At 43.7% G+C, this 18,797-nt stretch carries 15 protein-coding genes and 1 rRNA gene; 8 read left to right on the top strand and 8 right to left on the bottom strand.

The annotated features are described in order from the left end of the window. Positions 1–60 precede the first annotated feature (60 nt). The 8 genes from noc to rpmH form a co-directional block, all read right to left on the bottom strand. On the bottom strand, positions 61–906 hold the full coding sequence (gene noc, locus AC1WMD_RS12105) for a nucleoid occlusion protein (protein ID WP_043906379.1): 846 nt from the start codon (positions 904–906) through the stop codon (positions 61–63). 248 nt (positions 907–1,154) lie between these two features. Further along, positions 1,155–1,871: a 16S rRNA (guanine(527)-N(7))-methyltransferase RsmG gene (rsmG, locus tag AC1WMD_RS12100; RefSeq protein WP_043906380.1), complete on the bottom strand. Its 717-nt coding sequence runs from the start codon at positions 1,869–1,871 to the stop codon at positions 1,155–1,157. Between the two features lie 22 nt (positions 1,872–1,893). Continuing rightward, positions 1,894–3,783, bottom strand: a complete 1,890-nt coding sequence (gene mnmG / locus AC1WMD_RS12095; protein WP_043906381.1) for a tRNA uridine-5-carboxymethylaminomethyl(34) synthesis enzyme MnmG — start codon at positions 3,781–3,783, stop codon at positions 1,894–1,896. Positions 3,784–3,799: 16 nt separating this feature from the next. Beyond that, on the bottom strand, positions 3,800–5,185 hold the full coding sequence (gene mnmE / locus AC1WMD_RS12090) for a tRNA uridine-5-carboxymethylaminomethyl(34) synthesis GTPase MnmE (RefSeq protein ID WP_043906382.1): 1,386 nt from the start codon (positions 5,183–5,185) through the stop codon (positions 3,800–3,802). Between the two features lie 252 nt (positions 5,186–5,437). Then, a complete protein-coding gene (gene jag, locus AC1WMD_RS12085) occupies positions 5,438–6,064 on the bottom strand; it encodes an RNA-binding cell elongation regulator Jag/EloR (protein WP_043906383.1) in 627 nt (208 codons plus the stop codon). Next, complete coding sequence (gene spoIIIJ, locus AC1WMD_RS12080) at positions 6,061–6,828, bottom strand: YidC family membrane integrase SpoIIIJ (RefSeq protein ID WP_043906384.1); 768 nt, start codon at positions 6,826–6,828, stop codon at positions 6,061–6,063. The genes jag and spoIIIJ overlap by 4 nt, the downstream gene beginning before the upstream one ends. Positions 6,829–6,957: 129 nt before the next feature. After that, positions 6,958–7,308, bottom strand: a complete 351-nt coding sequence (gene rnpA / locus AC1WMD_RS12075; protein WP_494257395.1) for a ribonuclease P protein component — start codon at positions 7,306–7,308, stop codon at positions 6,958–6,960. 78 nt (positions 7,309–7,386) lie between these two features. Continuing rightward, positions 7,387–7,521, bottom strand: coding sequence for a 50S ribosomal protein L34 (gene rpmH / locus AC1WMD_RS12070; protein WP_043906386.1), 135 nt, complete (start codon positions 7,519–7,521; stop codon positions 7,387–7,389). A 477-nt stretch (positions 7,522–7,998) separates the two neighbouring features. Between rpmH and dnaA the strand changes: the two genes are divergently transcribed. From dnaA to AC1WMD_RS12030, 8 genes are all read left to right on the top strand, one after another. Next, positions 7,999–9,351 carry a chromosomal replication initiator protein DnaA gene (gene dnaA, locus AC1WMD_RS12065; RefSeq protein ID WP_043906387.1) on the top strand — a complete coding sequence of 451 codons (1,353 nt, stop codon included), beginning with the start codon at positions 7,999–8,001 and terminating at the stop codon, positions 9,349–9,351. Between the two features lie 177 nt (positions 9,352–9,528). Further along, entirely contained in the window at positions 9,529–10,665 is a 1,137-nt protein-coding gene (gene dnaN, locus AC1WMD_RS12060; RefSeq protein WP_043906388.1) for a DNA polymerase III subunit beta, read from the top strand. A 104-nt stretch (positions 10,666–10,769) separates the two neighbouring features. Then, complete coding sequence (yaaA, locus tag AC1WMD_RS12055; RefSeq protein WP_043906704.1) at positions 10,770–10,991, top strand: S4 domain-containing protein YaaA; 222 nt, start codon at positions 10,770–10,772, stop codon at positions 10,989–10,991. Between the two features lie 11 nt (positions 10,992–11,002). Beyond that, the gene (gene recF / locus AC1WMD_RS12050) at positions 11,003–12,127 is read left to right on the top strand and encodes a DNA replication/repair protein RecF (protein WP_043906389.1); all 1,125 of its coding nucleotides are present in this window, start codon (positions 11,003–11,005) and stop codon (positions 12,125–12,127) included. A gap of 39 nt (positions 12,128–12,166) precedes the next feature. Beyond that, the gene (gene gyrB, locus AC1WMD_RS12045) at positions 12,167–14,089 is read left to right on the top strand and encodes a DNA topoisomerase (ATP-hydrolyzing) subunit B (RefSeq protein WP_043906390.1); all 1,923 of its coding nucleotides are present in this window, start codon (positions 12,167–12,169) and stop codon (positions 14,087–14,089) included. A gap of 64 nt (positions 14,090–14,153) precedes the next feature. Continuing rightward, positions 14,154–16,622, top strand: coding sequence for a DNA gyrase subunit A (gene gyrA, locus AC1WMD_RS12040; protein WP_043906391.1), 2,469 nt, complete (start codon positions 14,154–14,156; stop codon positions 16,620–16,622). A gap of 133 nt (positions 16,623–16,755) precedes the next feature. Beyond that, entirely contained in the window at positions 16,756–17,835 is a 1,080-nt protein-coding gene (locus AC1WMD_RS12035; protein ID WP_043906392.1) for an HD-GYP domain-containing protein, read from the top strand. A gap of 283 nt (positions 17,836–18,118) precedes the next feature. Continuing rightward, positions 18,119–18,797, top strand: a 16S ribosomal RNA gene (locus AC1WMD_RS12030); the annotation flags it as partial.

Here is an 18,797-nt window from a genome sequence, read left to right as displayed (position 1 = left end):
CCATCGAAAGAAAAAACCCCATCAAAAGCAGCTTGATGAGGCAAGACATCCTTGCGTCTATTACTTTTTCGGAATGCGAATCGTAATTTGATAATAATCGTCAAACTCTTCCTCCTCCGAATCAACCGCCACACCGCTGTTTGCCACCATCGTGAGCGACTGTCGGATCGTGTTGACAGCAATACGCATATCCCTGCTGAACGCTTTCCGCTTCGGCTTTGGTTTGCGATTGGCCGATTCTAGCATTTTCAGCACCCGATCTTCTGTTTGTTTGACATTTAATTGTTTATCAATAATTTCTTGCAGCAATTTTAATTGCTTTTCTTTATCTTTTAGGACGATTAAAGCACGGGCATGGCGTTCGGTAATCGTGCGGTGCAATAATGCTTCCTGCACCTCTTGCGGCAGTTTTAATAGACGCAGTTTGTTGGCAATCGTCGATTGCCCCTTTCCAAGCCGCTGCGCCAGCGCTTCCTGTGTTAAATCGTGCAGCTCGAGCAGCTTCGCATACGCCATTGCTTCTTCAATCGGTGTCAGCTCTTCTCGCTGCAAATTTTCAATTAATGCAACTGAAGCGGTTTCTTTGTCATTTAAATTTTTCACAATCGCCGGAATTTCCGCCCATCCGAGCGTTTGGACGGCCCGCCATCTTCGTTCTCCTGCAATAATTTCAAACTTTCCATCCTCGCACTCGCGGACGACAATTGGCTGAATGATGCCGTGCGTACGAATCGTTAACGCTAGTTCCTTAATTTTTTCCTCGTCAAAAATGGTCCGCGGTTGGAAACGGTTTGGAATAATCTTTGCAACTGGAATTTTTCTTACCTCGTCTTTTTCCTGTCTTTCGATTAATTCTTCCTGTTCCTTTTCTCCAAAGCTGAAAAAGCGAGAAAAAGGATGTTTCATTCCCCTACACCACCTTTGAAAACTCTCCCCTAGATTCTGAACCTCCACACGACTAAAGTCGGTGGGTTTTGACGTACTAAAGAGTTTTTCTACACCTGCGTGCAGGCACTCACTCTTGTTCCGCCAAACTTTTATAGACAAACACCTCACTGGTGTTTAGCGCCCTATTGACTCGGTTCAAAACCGTTTTCCACTTCATCCCAAGACTTAAGTTACGGGATGAAGTGGTATATACTTTTGTAAAAACTTTATTGAATTGGTTGTTTATTTGGCATTCCCGGTTTGCGTGGATATTTGCTTGGCGTACTTTTTACTTTTTTAATAAAAATAATGGCTCGTTCACTTTGTTCCATCGGCAGCGTAAACTGTTCGACCGCGGAAATTTCACCGCCAAACAGAGCGATCGCTTTTTTCCCTTCTTTCAATTCCTCCTGTGCCGAAGCGGCTTTCATCGCAATAAACGTGCCATTGACTTTCACGAGTGGAAGGCATAGCTCGCTAAGTACCGGCATTCGCGCCACCGCCCTCGCCATCACAACATCAAACGATTCGCGAAATTCTTTTTTTCTGCCAAACGTTTCAGCACGGTCGTGATAAAAAGCAACATCCGTCAGAGCTAATTCATCTGCTAAATGCTGTAGAAAAGTAATGCGCTTTTGCAATGAATCGACAATCGCCAATTTCAAATGGGGAAAACAAATTTTTAACGGAACGCTCGGAAATCCCGCCCCCGCTCCTACATCGCAAAGCGATAAAGATCGGGAAAAATCATAGTAAAAAGCCGGAGAAAGGGAATCAAAAAAATGTTTGACATACACACTGGGCTTGTCCGTGATGGCGGTCAAATTCATCTTTTCATTCCATTCGATTAACAGTTCATAATACCGCTCAAATTTTTCTAGCGCTTGAGGAGGAAGGATAATCCCTTTCTCCTCAAGCATAGCTTGAAACTGTGCTGTATCCATACGCCAATCCTTTCCCTAATTTTTATTCATTCGACACACGCGCGATTCTTCCTTGTTCTAAATACACTAATAATATCGAAATATCGGCAGGATTTACACCAGAAATGCGCGAAGCTTGCGCAATCGACAGCGGCCGCACTTGCTTCAATTTTTGTCGCGCTTCCGTTGCTAAGCCGTGAATCGCGTCGTAATCGATATCTTCTGGAATTTTTTTGTTTTCCATTTTTTTGAGGCGTTCCACTTCTTGCAGCGATTTTTGGATATAGCCTTCATATTTAATTTGAATTTCGACCTGTTCCGCTACTTCTGGCGAAATTTCTTCTTCCGCCGGGGCGAGTTTTTGAATATGTTCGTATGTCATTTCCGGACGCCGCAGCAAGTCCGCAGCACGGATACCGTCTTTCAGCTCGCTGCCGCCGGCCTCACGGATGACTTCCTGCACTTTTGGAGTTGGTTTGATAATAAATGTTTGCAGCCGTTTTTTCTCTCTTTCGATCGCCTCTTTTTTCGCCAAAAACTTTTGATATCGTTCTTCAGAAATGAGGCCGATTTTATAACCAAGTTCTGTTAGACGCAAATCCGCATTATCATGACGAAGCAGCAAGCGGTATTCAGCGCGAGACGTTAACAATCGGTACGGCTCATTCGTTCCTTTGGTGACAAGGTCGTCGATTAATACGCCGATATAGGCATCCGAGCGGCTTAAAATAATTTCTTCTTTTCCAAGCGCCCGGTGCGCCGCGTTAATTCCCGCCATAATTCCTTGTCCTGCCGCTTCTTCATATCCGGACGTTCCGTTAATTTGTCCAGCCGTATATAAGTTTTTCACCAGTTTTGTTTCCAGCGTTGGCCATAGTTGCGTTGGAACGATCGCATCATACTCAATCGCATAGCCTGCCCGCATTAACTGCGCTTTCTCAAGGCCCGGAATGGTCGCTAACAGCTGGCGTTGAATATGTTCCGGCAAGCTTGTCGACAATCCTTGCACATAGACTTCTTCCGTTTCGCGCCCTTCCGGCTCTAAAAAGATTTGATGGCGTGGCTTATCGTGGAAACGGACGATTTTATCTTCAATGGACGGACAATAGCGCGGACCTGTCCCTTTGATCATTCCGGAATACATTGGCGATAAATGCAAGTTTTCGTCAATAATGCGATGCGTCTCTGCCGTTGTATACGTAAGCCAGCATGGCAATTGATCGGTAATATATGTTGTCGTTTCATAGGAAAACGCCCGCGGCACATCGTCCCCTGGCTGAATTTCTGTTTTGCTGTAGTCAATCGTACGGCTGTTGACGCGCGGCGGCGTTCCTGTTTTAAAGCGGACAAGCTCAAAGCCAAGTTCTTCTAAATGCTCGGACAATTTAATGGACGGTTGCTGGTTGTTTGGACCACTTGAATATTTAATGTCACCGATAATAATTTCGCCGCGTAAAAACGTTCCCGTCGTAATGACGACCGCTTTCGCGTAATAATGAGCTCCAGTTTGAGTAATAACCCCTTTGCATACACCGTCTTCCACGATTAAGCGTTCCACTTTTCCTTGCAATAATGTAAGGTTTTCTTGGTTTTCAAGCGTTTTTTTCATTTCCCGCTGATACAGCACTTTATCGGCCTGTGCCCGCAACGCCCGTACCGCCGGACCTTTCCCTGTATTTAGCATCCGCATTTGGATGTACGTTTTATCAATATTTTTTGCCATTTCCCCGCCTAACGCGTCGATTTCGCGGACGACGATTCCTTTTGCTGGACCGCCAATCGATGGGTTGCATGGCATAAACGCAATCATATCTAGGTTTAGCGTAATGACTAACGTTTTTGCACCGATGCGCGCTGCCGCCAACGCCGCTTCACATCCTGCATGGCCGGCGCCGACGACAATGACGTCATACGAACCCCCATGATAGTCCATATATATACCTCCTTCATTATTTTCCTAAGCAAAACTGAGAAAATAACTGATCAATCAAGCTTTCATGCACCGTATCACCAATGATTTCGCCAAGCAGCTCCCACGCTCTTCTTAAATCGATTTGCACCAAATCGACCGGCATTCCCGCTTCAATGCCAGAAATCGCATCCTCAACCGCCTTTTTCGCCTGCTGAAGCAAAGCGATATGGCGCGAATTGGAAACGTACGTAAGGTCGCCCGCTTCAACCGAGCCGCTAAAAAACATTTCTGAAATCGCTTTTTCCAAATCTTCAATTCCTCTTTCATTTAACAATGAAGTCGTAATAATCGGGCGGCCATCGGCTAGTTGTTTAACTCGATCCATATCGATATTTTTTGGTAAATCCGTTTTATTAACAATCACAATAAAGTCCATTCCTGTGATCATTTCAAACAGCCGTTCATCTTCTTCTGTCAGCGGCTCATGATAATTAAGCACAAGCAAAATCAAATCCGCCTGTTTTAACATTTGCCGCGAGCGTTCGACCCCAATTCGCTCGACAATATCTTCCGTTTCACGGATTCCCGCTGTATCGATTAACCGAAGCGGAACACCGCGGACATTGACGTACTCTTCAATAACGTCGCGCGTCGTTCCCGGAATATCCGTGACAATCGCCTTATTTTCGTGAACGAGCGCATTTAATAGCGACGACTTTCCGACGTTTGGTCTGCCGATGATGACCGTGGCCAACCCTTCGCGTAAAATTTTGCCCTGCTGCGCGGTTTGCAGCAGCTTTTCAATTTGTTCCCGCACATATTGCGCTTTTTCAAGCAACAGTCGCGGCGTCATTTCTTCGACGTCATCATATTCCGGATAGTCAATATTTACTTCTACATGGGCAAGCGTTTCTAAAATCGTCTGCCGTAATTCGCGAATTAACTTCGACAAACGCCCCTCCATTTGCTGGAGCGCCACGGTCATCGCCCGATCCGTTTTCGCCCGGATCAAGTCAATCACCGCTTCCGCCTGTGATAAGTCAATCCGTCCGTTTAAAAATGCCCGTTTTGTAAATTCCCCTGGCTCGGCCAGCCGCGCCCCATTCGCTAACACAAGCTGCAACACGCGATTGACGGAAACCAACCCACCGTGGCAGTTAATCTCGACAACGTCTTCCCTTGTAAACGTCTTTGGCGCCCGCATCACCGATACCATGACTTCCTCGACCGTCTTCTCGTTATCCGGATCCACAATATAACCGTAATGAATCGTATGGGATGGAACATCTTTCAGCCGTTTTCCGCTCGGACTTTTAAAAATGCGGTCGGCGATTGCAATCGCCTCATCCCCGCTCAATCGAACAATCGCGATTGCTCCTTCCCCCATCGGGGTAGAGATCGCAGCAATCGTATCCAATTCCATCAATTTCTTCACCTCTCTTTGCCGGCAAAAAGCGCATCTATCTATAGGTTAGACAACTGTTGTTGCCAATAACGATCTGTTCACAACTATTACATAATCATTTCAATTTTAACTTATCCACATGTGAATAACAACATGAAGTGCTTATTCCTCGCCCTAAAAAATGTAAGAACAGGCAATGCCAATCATGTAAAAAAAAGAGAAAAAAGAGGCCGTCTCGTTTTCTTTAGAGATAGCCCCTTTTCACCAATTTTATTGTGCAGAAGGAGATACGACAACATAGCGATGCGGCTCTACACCAACCGAATAAGTAACGACTTTTTTATGGTCTGCTAATGCGCTATGAATAATTTTCCGCTCATGTGCCGGAAGCGGCTCCAGCCTGACTTCTTTTCCCGTTTTTACCGCTTTTTCCGCCAGTTTTTGTGCCAGCTGCATCAGCGTTTTTTCTCTTCGTTCCCGGTAGTTTTCCGCATCAACGACAATAGAAACATATTCCTCTGCATGGCGGTTAGCGACAAGCTGCGTGAGCAGTTGCAAAGAATTTAACGTTTGTCCATGTTTTCCAATCAATAAACCTACTTGTTCGCCTGTGATCATGAATGTCACTTGCTTGCCTTGCTGCTGCTTCTCTATCGTTGCTGTATTTACTCCCATTTGTTGTATCACTTTTTTTAAAAACAGCTCTGCTTCTTCGATTGGATCTATCTTCAAAATCGCTTTCACCACTGCCGGTTTGCTTCCAAAAATGCCAAACAGCCCTTTTTTTCCTTCATCGAGCACAATGATTTCCGCACGATTTTTCGAAACACCAAGCTGTCGCAGCGCCGACTGCACAGCTTCATCTACGGTCGCGGCGGTCGCGGTTACTTCTTTCACTTTTTCTTTCCTCCTGAATGGGCAGTGTCCACCATTGGCCCCTTAATCAAATATGTTTGTACAATCGAGAAAATATTCCCTACAACCCAGTAGAGAGACAAAGCAGCAGGAAAATTAATGGCAAAAATAACGATCATAACCGGCATCATCCAAAGCATCATGGCCATTTGCGGATTTTGCTGTCCGGCGCCGGCCATCATTATTTTTTGCTGGATAAACGTTGTAATCCCTGCGATAATCGGCAAAATGTAGTATGGATCTTTTTCCCCAAGATCGAACCATAAAAAGTTGTGTTCGGCAATTTCTCTTGTACGCATAATGGCATGATAAAACCCGATCAAAATCGGCATTTGGATAAGGATTGGGAAACAACCTGCCATCGGGTTGACACCGTGTTTTTGAAACAGCAGCATCATTTCCTGCTGGAGCTTTTGCTGGGTTTGCATATCTTTGGAGCTATATTTTTCGCGAAGTTTTTGTATTTCCGGCTGAAGCGCTTGCATCGCTTTCGCGTTTCTTGTCTGCTGGATCATTAACGGCAGGATCAATAGACGAATAAAGACCGTTACGACAATAATCGACAGTCCAAAACTTCCGCCTAAAACTTGAGCAACATATTTAATTAGCCAAGAAAGCGGATAAACGATATACTCATTCCAAAATCCTTTGCTTTCCGGCGTAATCGGTTCATTGATTTGCGAGCATCCCGAAAGAACCGCAATTACTGCAATGAACGCAACTATTAACCAAATTCGCCTCTTCACCTTCTTTTTCCTCCTAAATTACGAATTCGTATTATCCTAAATATGTATTTTAACATCATTCTAAACATAGTGGGTGTACTTTTTTACGAAATATTTACATGCAAGGAAAAACAACCTGATTTAACCGTTTTATTTCTCCTCTTTTTTTAATGCTCCTGCCTTTCGCAATACATGAATCAAGCTTTTTTTTACCTCAAAATAGTCCATTTCCGCAACCGGCAGCCTGGCAATAACCACGTAATCTTTGCCGGGCATGATCTCCTCTTTCATTTCAAGGAAACATTGGCGGATATAGCGCTTGATTCGATTTCTAACAACCGCTTTCCCAAGCTTTTTACTCACCGATAATCCGATGCGAAAGTACGGTTGTTCCGGCCGATCCAGCATATAAACGACAAACTGCCGATTCGCCATCGATGTGCCGCGCTGAAACACCTCTTGAAACTCTTTGTTTTTCTTTATGCGGTACTTTTTCTTCATGTCCCGGAAACACTCCATCTTTTTCAATATCTATTAACACTATCCCTTGCGAAAAAAGACCACTGAATTTTCAGTGGCCTATGCGGATAATACTTTTCTTCCTTTACGACGACGGCGCGCAAGCACTTTTCTGCCATTTTTCGTGCTCATGCGTGCGCGGAATCCATGGACTTTGCTGCGCTTCCGATTATTTGGTTGGTATGTTCGTTTCATCTATGACACCTCCCTAGGGAATAACTGTTACGGGCAGTCTTTCTAATTATATTGAACAATCTCATAAAATGTCAACCGCTTGAAGCGTTTCTCTCGCTTTATAAAAATGTGGATAATTTTTTAGACACCATTTGAATATCCACATTATTTATCGACATTTTTTTCACATTTTTCACTATGTGGATAATTAAGTTTTTCACAACACTTTCGTTTTGTGGATAATTTTAAAAATCCATTGCAACATGCTATTTTATTTGCTATTATTATTGTGTTTTCACTATGGAAAATGATGTGGATAAAGAAAAATATCCACATTTTGTGGATATGTTGTGGATATGTTTTTTCACAGCCTGTTTGTAGGATTATCCACAGGTGGTGGATTTTGTCGAAAAACCGTTTTTTTCTCATTAATGTGTTATTTCCACAAATTATTTTTTTAAACGAATTATTATCCTCTGAATAAGGGAGGGGCAACGGTTGGAAAATATCCATGATTTATGGAATCGCGTGCTCGGGGAAATCGAAAGAAAAATTAGCAAGCCAAGCTTTGAAACTTGGCTAAAATCAACAAAAGCCCACTCTTTACGAGGTGACACGCTTGTTGTCGTAGCCCCAAACGAATTTGCAAGAGACTGGCTGGATTCCCGCTACTCTCATTTGATTGCGGAAACGATCTACGATATTACTGGTGAAGAACTGTCAATCAAGTTTATTATTCCTCCTAATCAATCAGAAGATGATTTTGAATTTCAGCGATCCTCGAAAAAACAGCGGAAACCATATGAAGAAGCATCAGATTTTCCGCAAAGTATGCTGAATCCAAAATATACGTTTGACACGTTTGTCATCGGTTCTGGCAATCGCTTTGCCCATGCGGCTTCTCTCGCAGTGGCGGAAGCCCCGGCAAAAGCGTACAATCCGCTCTTTATTTACGGCGGGGTTGGCTTAGGGAAAACGCATTTAATGCACGCGATCGGTCACTACGTCATCGAACATAATCCGTCAGCTAAAGTCGTTTATCTATCTTCGGAAAAATTTACAAATGAATTTATTAATGCGATTCGCGACAACCGTCCTGACGATTTTCGCAACAAGTATCGAAATGTCGATGTCCTATTAATTGATGATATTCAATTTTTGGCCGGAAAAGAACAAACGCAAGAAGAATTTTTCCATACGTTTAATACTCTGCACGAAGAAAGCAAACAGATCGTCATTTCTAGCGACCGGCCGCCGAAAGAAATTCCAACGCTAGAAGACCGTCTTCGCTCACGGTTTGAATGGGGGCTTATTACCGATATCACTCCTCCGGATTTGGAAACGAGGATTGCGATCCTTAGAAAAAAAGCAAAAGCGGAAGGATTTGATATTCCGAATGAAGTGATGCTGTACATTGCCAATCAAATTGATTCCAACATCCGCGAGTTAGAGGGCGCCCTTATCCGCGTTGTCGCCTATTCATCGCTAATCAATAAGGAAATTACCGCTGACTTGGCTGCGGAAGCCTTAAAAGACATTATCCCAAGCGCAAAACCGAAAGTCATTACGATCCAAGATATTCAGCGCGTCGTCGGCCAACACTTTAATATTAAACTAGAAGACTTTAAAGCGAAAAAAAGAACGAAATCTGTCGCTTTTCCGCGTCAGATTGCCATGTATCTTTCCCGCGAGCTCACAGACTGCTCATTGCCAAAAATCGGGGATGAATTTGGAGGACGTGACCATACGACCGTCATCCATGCACATGAAAAGATTTCAAAACTTTTGCAATCAGATGTGCAGCTGCAAAAGCATATAAAAGAAATTCAAGAGAAATTGAAACAATTGTGAATAATAGGTCGAGATTTATGCACAGTCTATCCACATGTGGACAGGCTGTGTTTCCTTTGCTTTGTTTACTTATCCACATTTCAACAAGCATTATTACTAGTATTATGATTTTTTGTTTTTTATATTACTATAAAAAAATAATTTATTTCCCTGATTATTTTTAGGAGGCATTGCACGATGAAAATTGCCATTGATCGAGAAGCGCTAGCCAAAAGCGTTCAAGATGTGATGAAAGCTGTGTCGCCGCGCACAACCATTCCAATTTTGACGGGAATTAAAATTACTGCGACTTCACAAGGAGTAACATTGACGGGAAGCGATTCCGATATTTCTATTGAATCATTCATTCCTGCGGAAGAAGAAGACAAGCTGCTTGTTGAGGTAAAAGAGACTGGCAGCGTTGTATTGCAAGCGCGTTTTTTTGCCGAGATCGTAAAAAAATTGCCGCAACAGACAGTGGAGATAGAGGTCGGACCAAACTTTTTAACGGTCATTCGTTCCGGCAAGGCGGAATTCAACTTAAACGGTCTTGATGCCGATGAATATCCAAGATTGCCGCAAGTTGAAGAAGAAAATGTATTTAAAATCCCGACGGATTTATTAAAAACGATTATTCGCCAAACGGTATTCGCCGTTTCGACATCGGAAACGCGGCCGATCTTGACAGGTGTCAACTGGAAGTTTGAAAAAGGCGAACTTACTTGCACGGCGACAGACAGCCACCGTCTGGCGTTAAGAAAGGCAAAAATAGAAACGGAGAATCCGCAGTCATATAATGTCGTCATCCCAGGAAAAAGTCTAAACGAATTAAGTAAAATTTTAGATGACAGCAATGACCCGGTTGATATTGTCGTTACGGCCAATCAAATTTTATTTAAAACAAAACATTTGCTATTCTTTTCCCGTCTGCTTGATGGGAATTATCCAGAAACTGCCCGTCTTATTCCAACGGATAGCAAAACCGATATTATCGTGAATGCAAAGGAATTTCTACAGGCGATTGACCGCGCCTCTCTATTAGCAAGAGAGGGAAGAAACAACGTGGTAAAACTAACCACACTAAATGACGGCATTATTGAAATTTCTTCCGTTTCTCCGGAAATCGGAAAAGTAACGGAAGAAATTCAAAGCGAATCCGTTGAGGGAGAGGAATTAAAAATTTCCTTTAGCGCAAAATATATGATGGATGCGCTTAAAGCGCTCGATGGCACTGATATTAAAATCAGCTTTACTGGCGCGATGCGGCCGTTTTTGCTTCGTCCTTTGCATAGCGATTCGATGCTTCAGCTTATCTTGCCGGTAAGAACGTATTAATGTTGAAGAAAGCTGCTACCATAATAGCAGCTTTCTTTGATAGTATGTCATTTTTTCGTTAAAATAAAAGAATGGGCAGTTTTAAGAAAGCGAGCGATGAACAGATGGAGAAAAAAGTAGCGATTACAACGGAAACAATTACGCTTGGACAATTGCTCAAACTTATTCAAGCCGTCGGTACAGGTGGTGCAGTAAAATGGTTCCTGCAAACAAATGAAGTGTTTGTCAACGGAGAAAGAGAAGACCGGCGCGGAAGAAAACTAAAAAATGGCGATAAAGTCGAGATTGAAGGATTAGGCACGTTTATCGTAACGAAGGCAGAGTAGGTGAAGAGCTGTTGTTTCTAACACACTTATCATTAAAAAATTATCGTAATTATGAAAGCCAAACATTGGAATTTACGAACAATGTAAATATTATTTTGGGGGAAAATGCTCAAGGAAAAACAAATATGATGGAGGCTATCTATGTATTGGCGATGGCGAAGTCGCATCGCACGACAAACGACAAAGAGCTTATTCGCTGGAATGAAGACTATGCTAAAATAGTAGGAAAGGCAGTAAAAAAACACGGATCGTTATCGCTCGAATTAATCATTTCAAAAAAAGGAAAAAAGGCGAAATGCAACCATATGGAACAGCAGCGGCTAAGCCAGTACGTCGGCCATTTAAATGTCGTGATGTTTGCCCCAGAAGACTTAAACTTAGTGAAGGGAAGTCCGCAAGTAAGACGCCGTTTTATCGATATGGAAATCGGGCAAGTTTCCCCCGTTTATATACATGATTTGAGTCAATATCAAAAGATTTTGCAGCAGCGCAACCACTGTTTAAAAATGCTGCAGACACGCGAGCGGCAAGATGAAACGATATTAGATATTTTAACAGAGCAGCTGATTCCGCTGGCGGCGAAAATTACGCTAAAGCGCCATGAATTTTTGTTTTTGCTCGAAAAATGGGCAGCGCCCATTCACCATGAAATTAGCCGCGGATTAGAACGGTTGCAAATTCAATATGAGCCGTCTATTGATGTATCAGAAAAGGTAGAATTGTCGAGAATAATAGAAGCATATAGCGAAAAGTTTGCTACAATAAAGGAGAGGGAAATTCAGCGGGGAATGACGCTCGCTGGCCCGCATCGTGATGATATTTCATTTATTGTAAATGGAAAAAATGTGCAAACATTTGGTTCTCAAGGACAACAACGCACAACAGCGTTATCTGTCAAGTTGGCGGAAATTGAATTAATTTTCTCTGAACTTGGCGATTACCCCATTCTTTTACTGGATGATGTGCTATCAGAACTTGATGACTTTCGGCAAACCCACCTCCTTGATACGATCCGGCGAAAAGTACAAACATTTGTGACGACAACAAGCATTGACGGGATTAAACATGACATCATTAAGGAAGCCGCCATTTATAAAGTGCATTCTGGTTCCATAACCGCCCCTTCCTGTCATTAATGCTTTGAACGTTTGGAAAGAAAGCGTAGGTGATTTGACATGAAAATGGAACAAAAAGTCGAACATACGTATGATGCAAGCCAAATTCAAGTGCTCGAAGGGTTGGAAGCGGTTCGAAAACGCCCTGGAATGTATATTGGTTCGACGGGGCCAAATGGGCTGCATCATCTCGTATGGGAGATTGTTGACAACAGCATTGACGAAGCATTAGCTGGTTATTGTACGGAAATTAACGTGACGATCGAAAAAGATAACAGCATTACTGTTGCGGATAACGGTCGTGGCATTCCCGTTGACATTCAAGAGAAAATGGGACGCCCAGCTGTTGAAGTAATCATGACCGTCTTGCACGCCGGGGGCAAGTTTGGCGGCGGCGGTTATAAAGTGTCGGGTGGACTGCATGGAGTTGGCGCTTCTGTCGTTAACGCTTTGTCGGAAGAATTGGAGGTATACGTATACAGAGATGGGAAAATACATTATCAAAAATATCAGCGCGGCGTTCCTTGCACCGATTTGCAAGTGATTGGCGACACAGATCGGACAGGCACTACCACTCATTTTAAACCTGATCCGGAAATTTTTACAGAAACGACCGAATTCGATTATGAAACGTTGGCAACTCGTCTTCGTGAGCTTGCTTTTTTAAACCGCGGCTTGAAAATTACGCTCGAAGATAAGCGGGTAGAAAATCGAAAAAATGAATATTGCTACGAAGGCGGTATTCAATCTTACGTTAAACATTTAAATCGCACGCGCGAAGTGCTTCATGAAGAGCCGATTTATATCGTCGGTGAACGCGACGGTATTCATGTCGAAATTGCGCTTCAATACAACGACAGCTATAGCAGCAATATTTATTCATTTGTGAACAACATTCATACACACGAAGGCGGAACGCATGAATCCGGTTTTAAAATGGCGCTGACGCGCATTATTAACGATTACGCACGCAAACAGCAAATTTTTAAAGAGAATGATCCTAATTTAATTGGCGAAGATGTCCGTGAGGGGTTAACAGCAATCGTTTCGATTAAGCACCCGTCCCCGCAGTTTGAAGGACAAACGAAAACAAAGCTTGGAAACAGCGACGCTCGGACGGTTACCGACGCGGTGTTTTCGGAGCAATTTGAAACCTTTTTACTAGAACATCCGACCATAGCTCGAAAAATCGTCGAAAAAGGAATGATGGCGGCCCGAGCGCGCGTAGCGGCAAAAAAAGCGCGCGAGCTGACACGACGGAAAAGTGCGCTCGAAATTTCCAACTTGCCTGGGAAATTGGCTGATTGCTCATCAAAAGATCCTTCGATTAGCGAGCTGTATGTTGTGGAAGGAGACTCTGCCGGCGGTTCGGCCAAACAAGGACGGGACCGTCATTTCCAAGCGATTTTACCGCTGCGCGGGAAAATTATTAACGTCGAGAAAGCACGCCTGGATAAAATTTTATCGAACAATGAAGTTCGTGCCATTATTACTGCACTGGGCACGGGAATTGGTGAAGACTTCGATATTACAAAAGCGCGCTACCATAAAATCATTATTATGACCGATGCGGACGTCGATGGCGCCCATATTCGCACATTGCTGCTTACATTCTTTTACCGTTATATGCGCGAATTTATCGAGCGGGGATATGTATACATCGCCCAACCGCCGCTTTATAAAATTGAGCAAGGCAAACAAGTAAGGTACGCCTATAACGACCGGCAGTTGGAGAAAATTCTTGCGGAATTGCCGGAAAACCCAAAACCGACGATTCAACGTTATAAAGGTCTTGGCGAGATGAACCCAGAGCAGTTATGGGAAACAACGATGAACCCGGAGACAAGAACGCTGCTTCAAGTTAGTTTGCAAGATGCCATTGAAGCTGATGAAACGTTTGAAATTTTGATGGGAGACAAAGTAGAACCACGAAGACAATTTATCGAAGAAAACGCAAGGTATGTAAGAAATTTAGATATTTAGTTTGGAGAGTGTTGAGCAATCACCCTCCCCACTCCAAATTTTTTTATAAGGGAGGTTTTTATGAATGGCAGAAAATCAACATCCGCGTATCCGTGAAGTCAATATTAGCCAGGAAATGCGTTCCTCGTTTCTCGATTATGCGATGAGCGTCATCGTATCGCGGGCATTGCCTGATGTGCGTGACGGGCTAAAACCTGTGCATCGCCGCATTTTATATGCGATGCATGATCTTGGCATGACCGCGGACAAACCATACAAAAAGTCGGCCCGCATCGTCGGCGAAGTCATCGGGAAATACCATCCGCACGGCGATGCAGCCGTATACGACACGATGGTTCGCATGGCACAAGATTTTAACTATCGCTACATGCTTGTTGATGGGCACGGAAACTTCGGATCGATTGACGGCGACGCGGCTGCCGCGATGCGCTATACAGAAGCGCGCATGTCCAAAATCGCGATGGAACTGTTGCGTGACATCAACAAAGACACGATCGATTATCAAGATAACTACGACGGTTCGGAAAAGGAACCAGTCGTTTTGCCGTCGCGCTTTCCTAACTTATTAGTAAACGGCTCATCTGGAATTGCGGTAGGGATGGCGACAAACATTCCGCCACATCAGCTCGGCGAAGTCATCGATGCCATTTTGGCATTAAGCAAAAATCCTGATATGACGGTAGCCGATTTAATGGAATACATTCCAGGACCGGATTTTCCGACGGCGGGGCAAATTATCGGCCGCAGTGGCATTCGTAAAGCATACGAAACAGGACGCGGCTCGATTACATTGCGTGCGAAAGTGGAGATCGAACAGCAGTCCAATGGAAAGGAAACGATCATCGTCCGCGAGCTTCCTTATCAAGTGAACAAGGCAAAATTAATTGAACGTATCGCGGAGCTTGTCCGCGAAAAGAAAATTGACGGCATTACCGATTTACGCGACGAGTCGGACCGGAGCGGAATGCGGATTGTCATCGAAGTGCGCCGCGATGCCAACGCCAAAGTCATTTTAAACAATCTATATAAACATACGGCTTTGCAAACAAGCTTTGGCATTAATATGCTTGCGCTTGTTGATGGTCAGCCGAAAGTGTTAAATTTGAAGGAATGTCTGGAGTATTATTTGGAACATCAGAAAGTAGTAATCCGTCGCCGGACAGCTTATGAGCTGAAAAAGGCGGAAGCCCGTGCCCATATTTTAGAGGGCCTTCGCGTTGCTCTTGATCACCTTGACGAGGTGATTAACCTAATCCGTAGCTCGCAAACGACAGAAATCGCTAGGGAAGGGCTGATGAAACAATTTTCACTCAGTGAAAGACAGGCTCAGGCGATTTTAGACATGCGTTTGCAACGATTGACAGGGTTAGAACGCGAAAAAATTGAACAAGAATATCAAGATCTTGTCCGTTTCATCGCTGAATTAAAAGCGATTTTAGCAGATGAGGAAAAGGTGCTGCAAATTATTCGTGATGAACTAACGGAAATTAAAGAGCGGTTTAACGATGAGCGGAGAACCGAAATCGTCGTTGGAGGAGTCGAAGAATTTGACGATGAAGATTTAATTCCGCGTGAAAACATCGTCATTACGCTTACGCATAAAGGTTATATTAAAAGACTTCCTGTTTCGACGTATAAAAGTCAAAAACGAGGCGGACGGGGCGTCCAAGGCATGCATACGACCGAAGACGATTTTGTCGAACATCTTTTGATTACGTCGACTCATGATACCATTTTATTCTTTACGAATAAAGGCAAAGTATATCGGGCAAAAGGATATGAAATTCCGGAATTCGGTCGGACCGCGAAAGGCCTTCCGCTTATTAATCTTTTAGAACTGGATAAAGATGAGTGGATTAATACGATTATCCCTATTCATGACGAATTTGACGACAATCTATATTTGTTCTTTACAACAAAAGAAGGCATTGCCAAGCGTTGCCCACTTTCTGCTTTCGCCCATATTCGAAACAACGGTTTGATCGCAATCCATCTGCGCGAAGGGGACGAGTTGATTTCGGTTAAGTTAACGGATGGATCGAAACATATTATCGTCGGGACGAAAAACGGAATGCTTATTCGTTTTCCGGAAACCGATGTGCGCACAATGGGACGGAGTGCAACGGGAGTGAAGGCGATCACGCTTGATGAGGATGATGAAGTAGTAGGCATGGACATTTTAGAGGATGATTGCGACGTATTAGTCGTGACGAAAAACGGATACGGCAAGCGCACCCCTGCCTCTGAATATCGTCTGCAAAGCCGCGGCGGAAAAGGAATTAAAACATGTAATGTGACGGAGAAAAACGGTCCGGTTGTTGCGGTGAAAACGGTCAACGGAGACGAAGATTTAATGCTCATCACGACAAGCGGCATCCTCATTCGCATTGCTGTCAGCGATATTTCACGAGTAGGAAGAAATACGCAAGGGGTAAAATTAATTCGTCTATCGGAAGAAAATGAGCATGAATATGTTGCTACGGTAGCGAAAGTTCCAATAGAAGAAAAAGAGGAAGAGGATCATTTATCATAAATAATATAGGTGTCCGAAACTTTGCTTTCGGGACACCTTTCTTTTTTATATTTTATATGCATAAAGTACTACAACTGATTTCCTAATAATGTTAGTATAAAATTGCACGAACAAAATATAGGAGTGTATAGTGATGATTCGGGTAAAGCTTCACCAATTGCAAGAAGGATGTATTCTTGCCGAAGATGTGCTAGGGAAAACGAAAAAACCAATTATGCCAAAAAGTACGGTAGTGACATCAACGCTATTAAACGTATTAGAAAAATTTTTAATTGGGGAAGTATGTGTCGAGCCAATTTTAGCAAACGGCGAGCCGTTTCGGCCGACGGAATTGTCTGAAGCGTACCATGAAGGTGCTATAAACGGTGAACATCTGATATCTCTTTACTTAAAAGCGGTTCAAAAATATAAAAAAGCGTTTCAGTCATGGCAATCTGGCTCCCCGATTGACATCGCCGAAGTTAGAGATATGATTATTCCACTACTGGATAAATTTATACAGAATAAGAGGGAATTGTTAATCTTATACCGTTATGCGACAACAGAAGATTATTTATATCACCATGCTGTTAGTGTCGGGTTGTTAGCAGGTTTTTTAGCAAAACAAATGGATTATAGCAGAGGGGATTGTTATCAAATCGCGCTTGCCGGTGTATTGTCTGACTGTGGAATGGCGAAGGTGGACAAAAGGATTTTAACAAAGCGGTCCGCGCTTACTACTAGCGAATACAAAGAAGTACAGCAACATAGCGTATTTGGCTATCGAATGGTACAAAGAATAACAGCTTTAAAACAAGAAGCAAAGCTGGCGGTATTGCAGCACCATGAACGCAATGACGGAAGCGGCTATCCGTTTGGCATTCGTGACCAGCAAATTCACCCATATAGCAAAATAGTGGCGGTAGCAGACGTTTATCATGCAATGACTTCCGAGCGCCTTTATCGACGTAAACAGTCACCTTTTAAAGCGCTGGAAAAAATGCAAATCGAACAATTTGGCAAATTAAGCATGGAGGCAATAAAAGTGCTGCTAGATCATTTAGTCAGCTTTCAAACAGGAACGCTAGTTAAATTATCAAACGACGAAATAGGAGAAATTATTTTTATACAGCCGGAAGAGCCGACAAGACCAATTGTTAAACTAGCCAACAAAGAGGAATTTCTTTCTCTAAGTGAACATCGAGATATATATATCGAAGAAATTATTAATTAATAATGCTAGCGGTTTTTCTTAAAAATACTGTTGAATATGAAAGGCAAAAATGATAGAATCAATTTTGCTTGATTCAAAAGATGTTTCGCTTGATAAATAAAAAAAATTTGTAAAAAAGTGTTGACTTTTAATTGTCTATGAGTTACTATTTAATAGCTGTCATCATTAAGAGATAAAAGCTCCTTGAAAACTAAACAAAACGCAAGCGTCAATCCAGAAAAGCGGAGGCGACACGACACCTTACGGTGTCGGTGCTGAAGCTTGGAAATAAGCCAATCAACTTTCTATGGAGAGTTTGATCCTGGCTCAGGACGAACGCTGGCGGCGTGCCTAATACATGCAAGTCGAGCGGACCGAACAGGAGCTTGCTCTTGTTTGGTTAGCGGCGGACGGGTGAGTAACACGTGGGCAACCTACCCGTAAGACCGGGATAACTCCGGGAAACCGGAGCTAATACCGGATAACACCGAAGACCGCATGGTCTTTGGTTGAAAGGCGGCTTTGGCTGTCACTTACGGATGGGCCCGCGGCGCATTAGCTAGTTGGTGAGGTAACGGCTCACCAAGGCGACGATGCGTAGCCGGCCTGAGAGGGTGACCGGCCACACTGGGACTGAGACACGGCCCAGACTCCTACGGGAGGCAGCAGTAGGGAATCTTCCGCAATGGACGAAAGTCTGACGGAGCGACGCCGCGTGAGCGAAGAAGGTCTTCGGATCGTAAAGCTCTGTTGTTAGGGAAGAAGAAGTACCGTTCGAATAGGGCGGTACGGTGACGGTACCTAACGAGAAAGCCCCGGCTAACTACGTGCCAGCAGCCGCGGTAATACGTAGGGGGCGAGCGTTGTCCGGAATTATTGGGCGTAAAGCGCGCGCAGGCGGTCCCTTAAGTCTGATGTGAAAGCCCACGGCTCAACCGTGGAGGGTCATTGGAAACTGGGGGACTTGAGTGCAGAAGAGGAGA

Source organism: Parageobacillus sp. NEAU-HV-2 (assembly GCF_059115485.1).
This window is presented reverse-complemented; position numbering and strand designations above follow the sequence as displayed.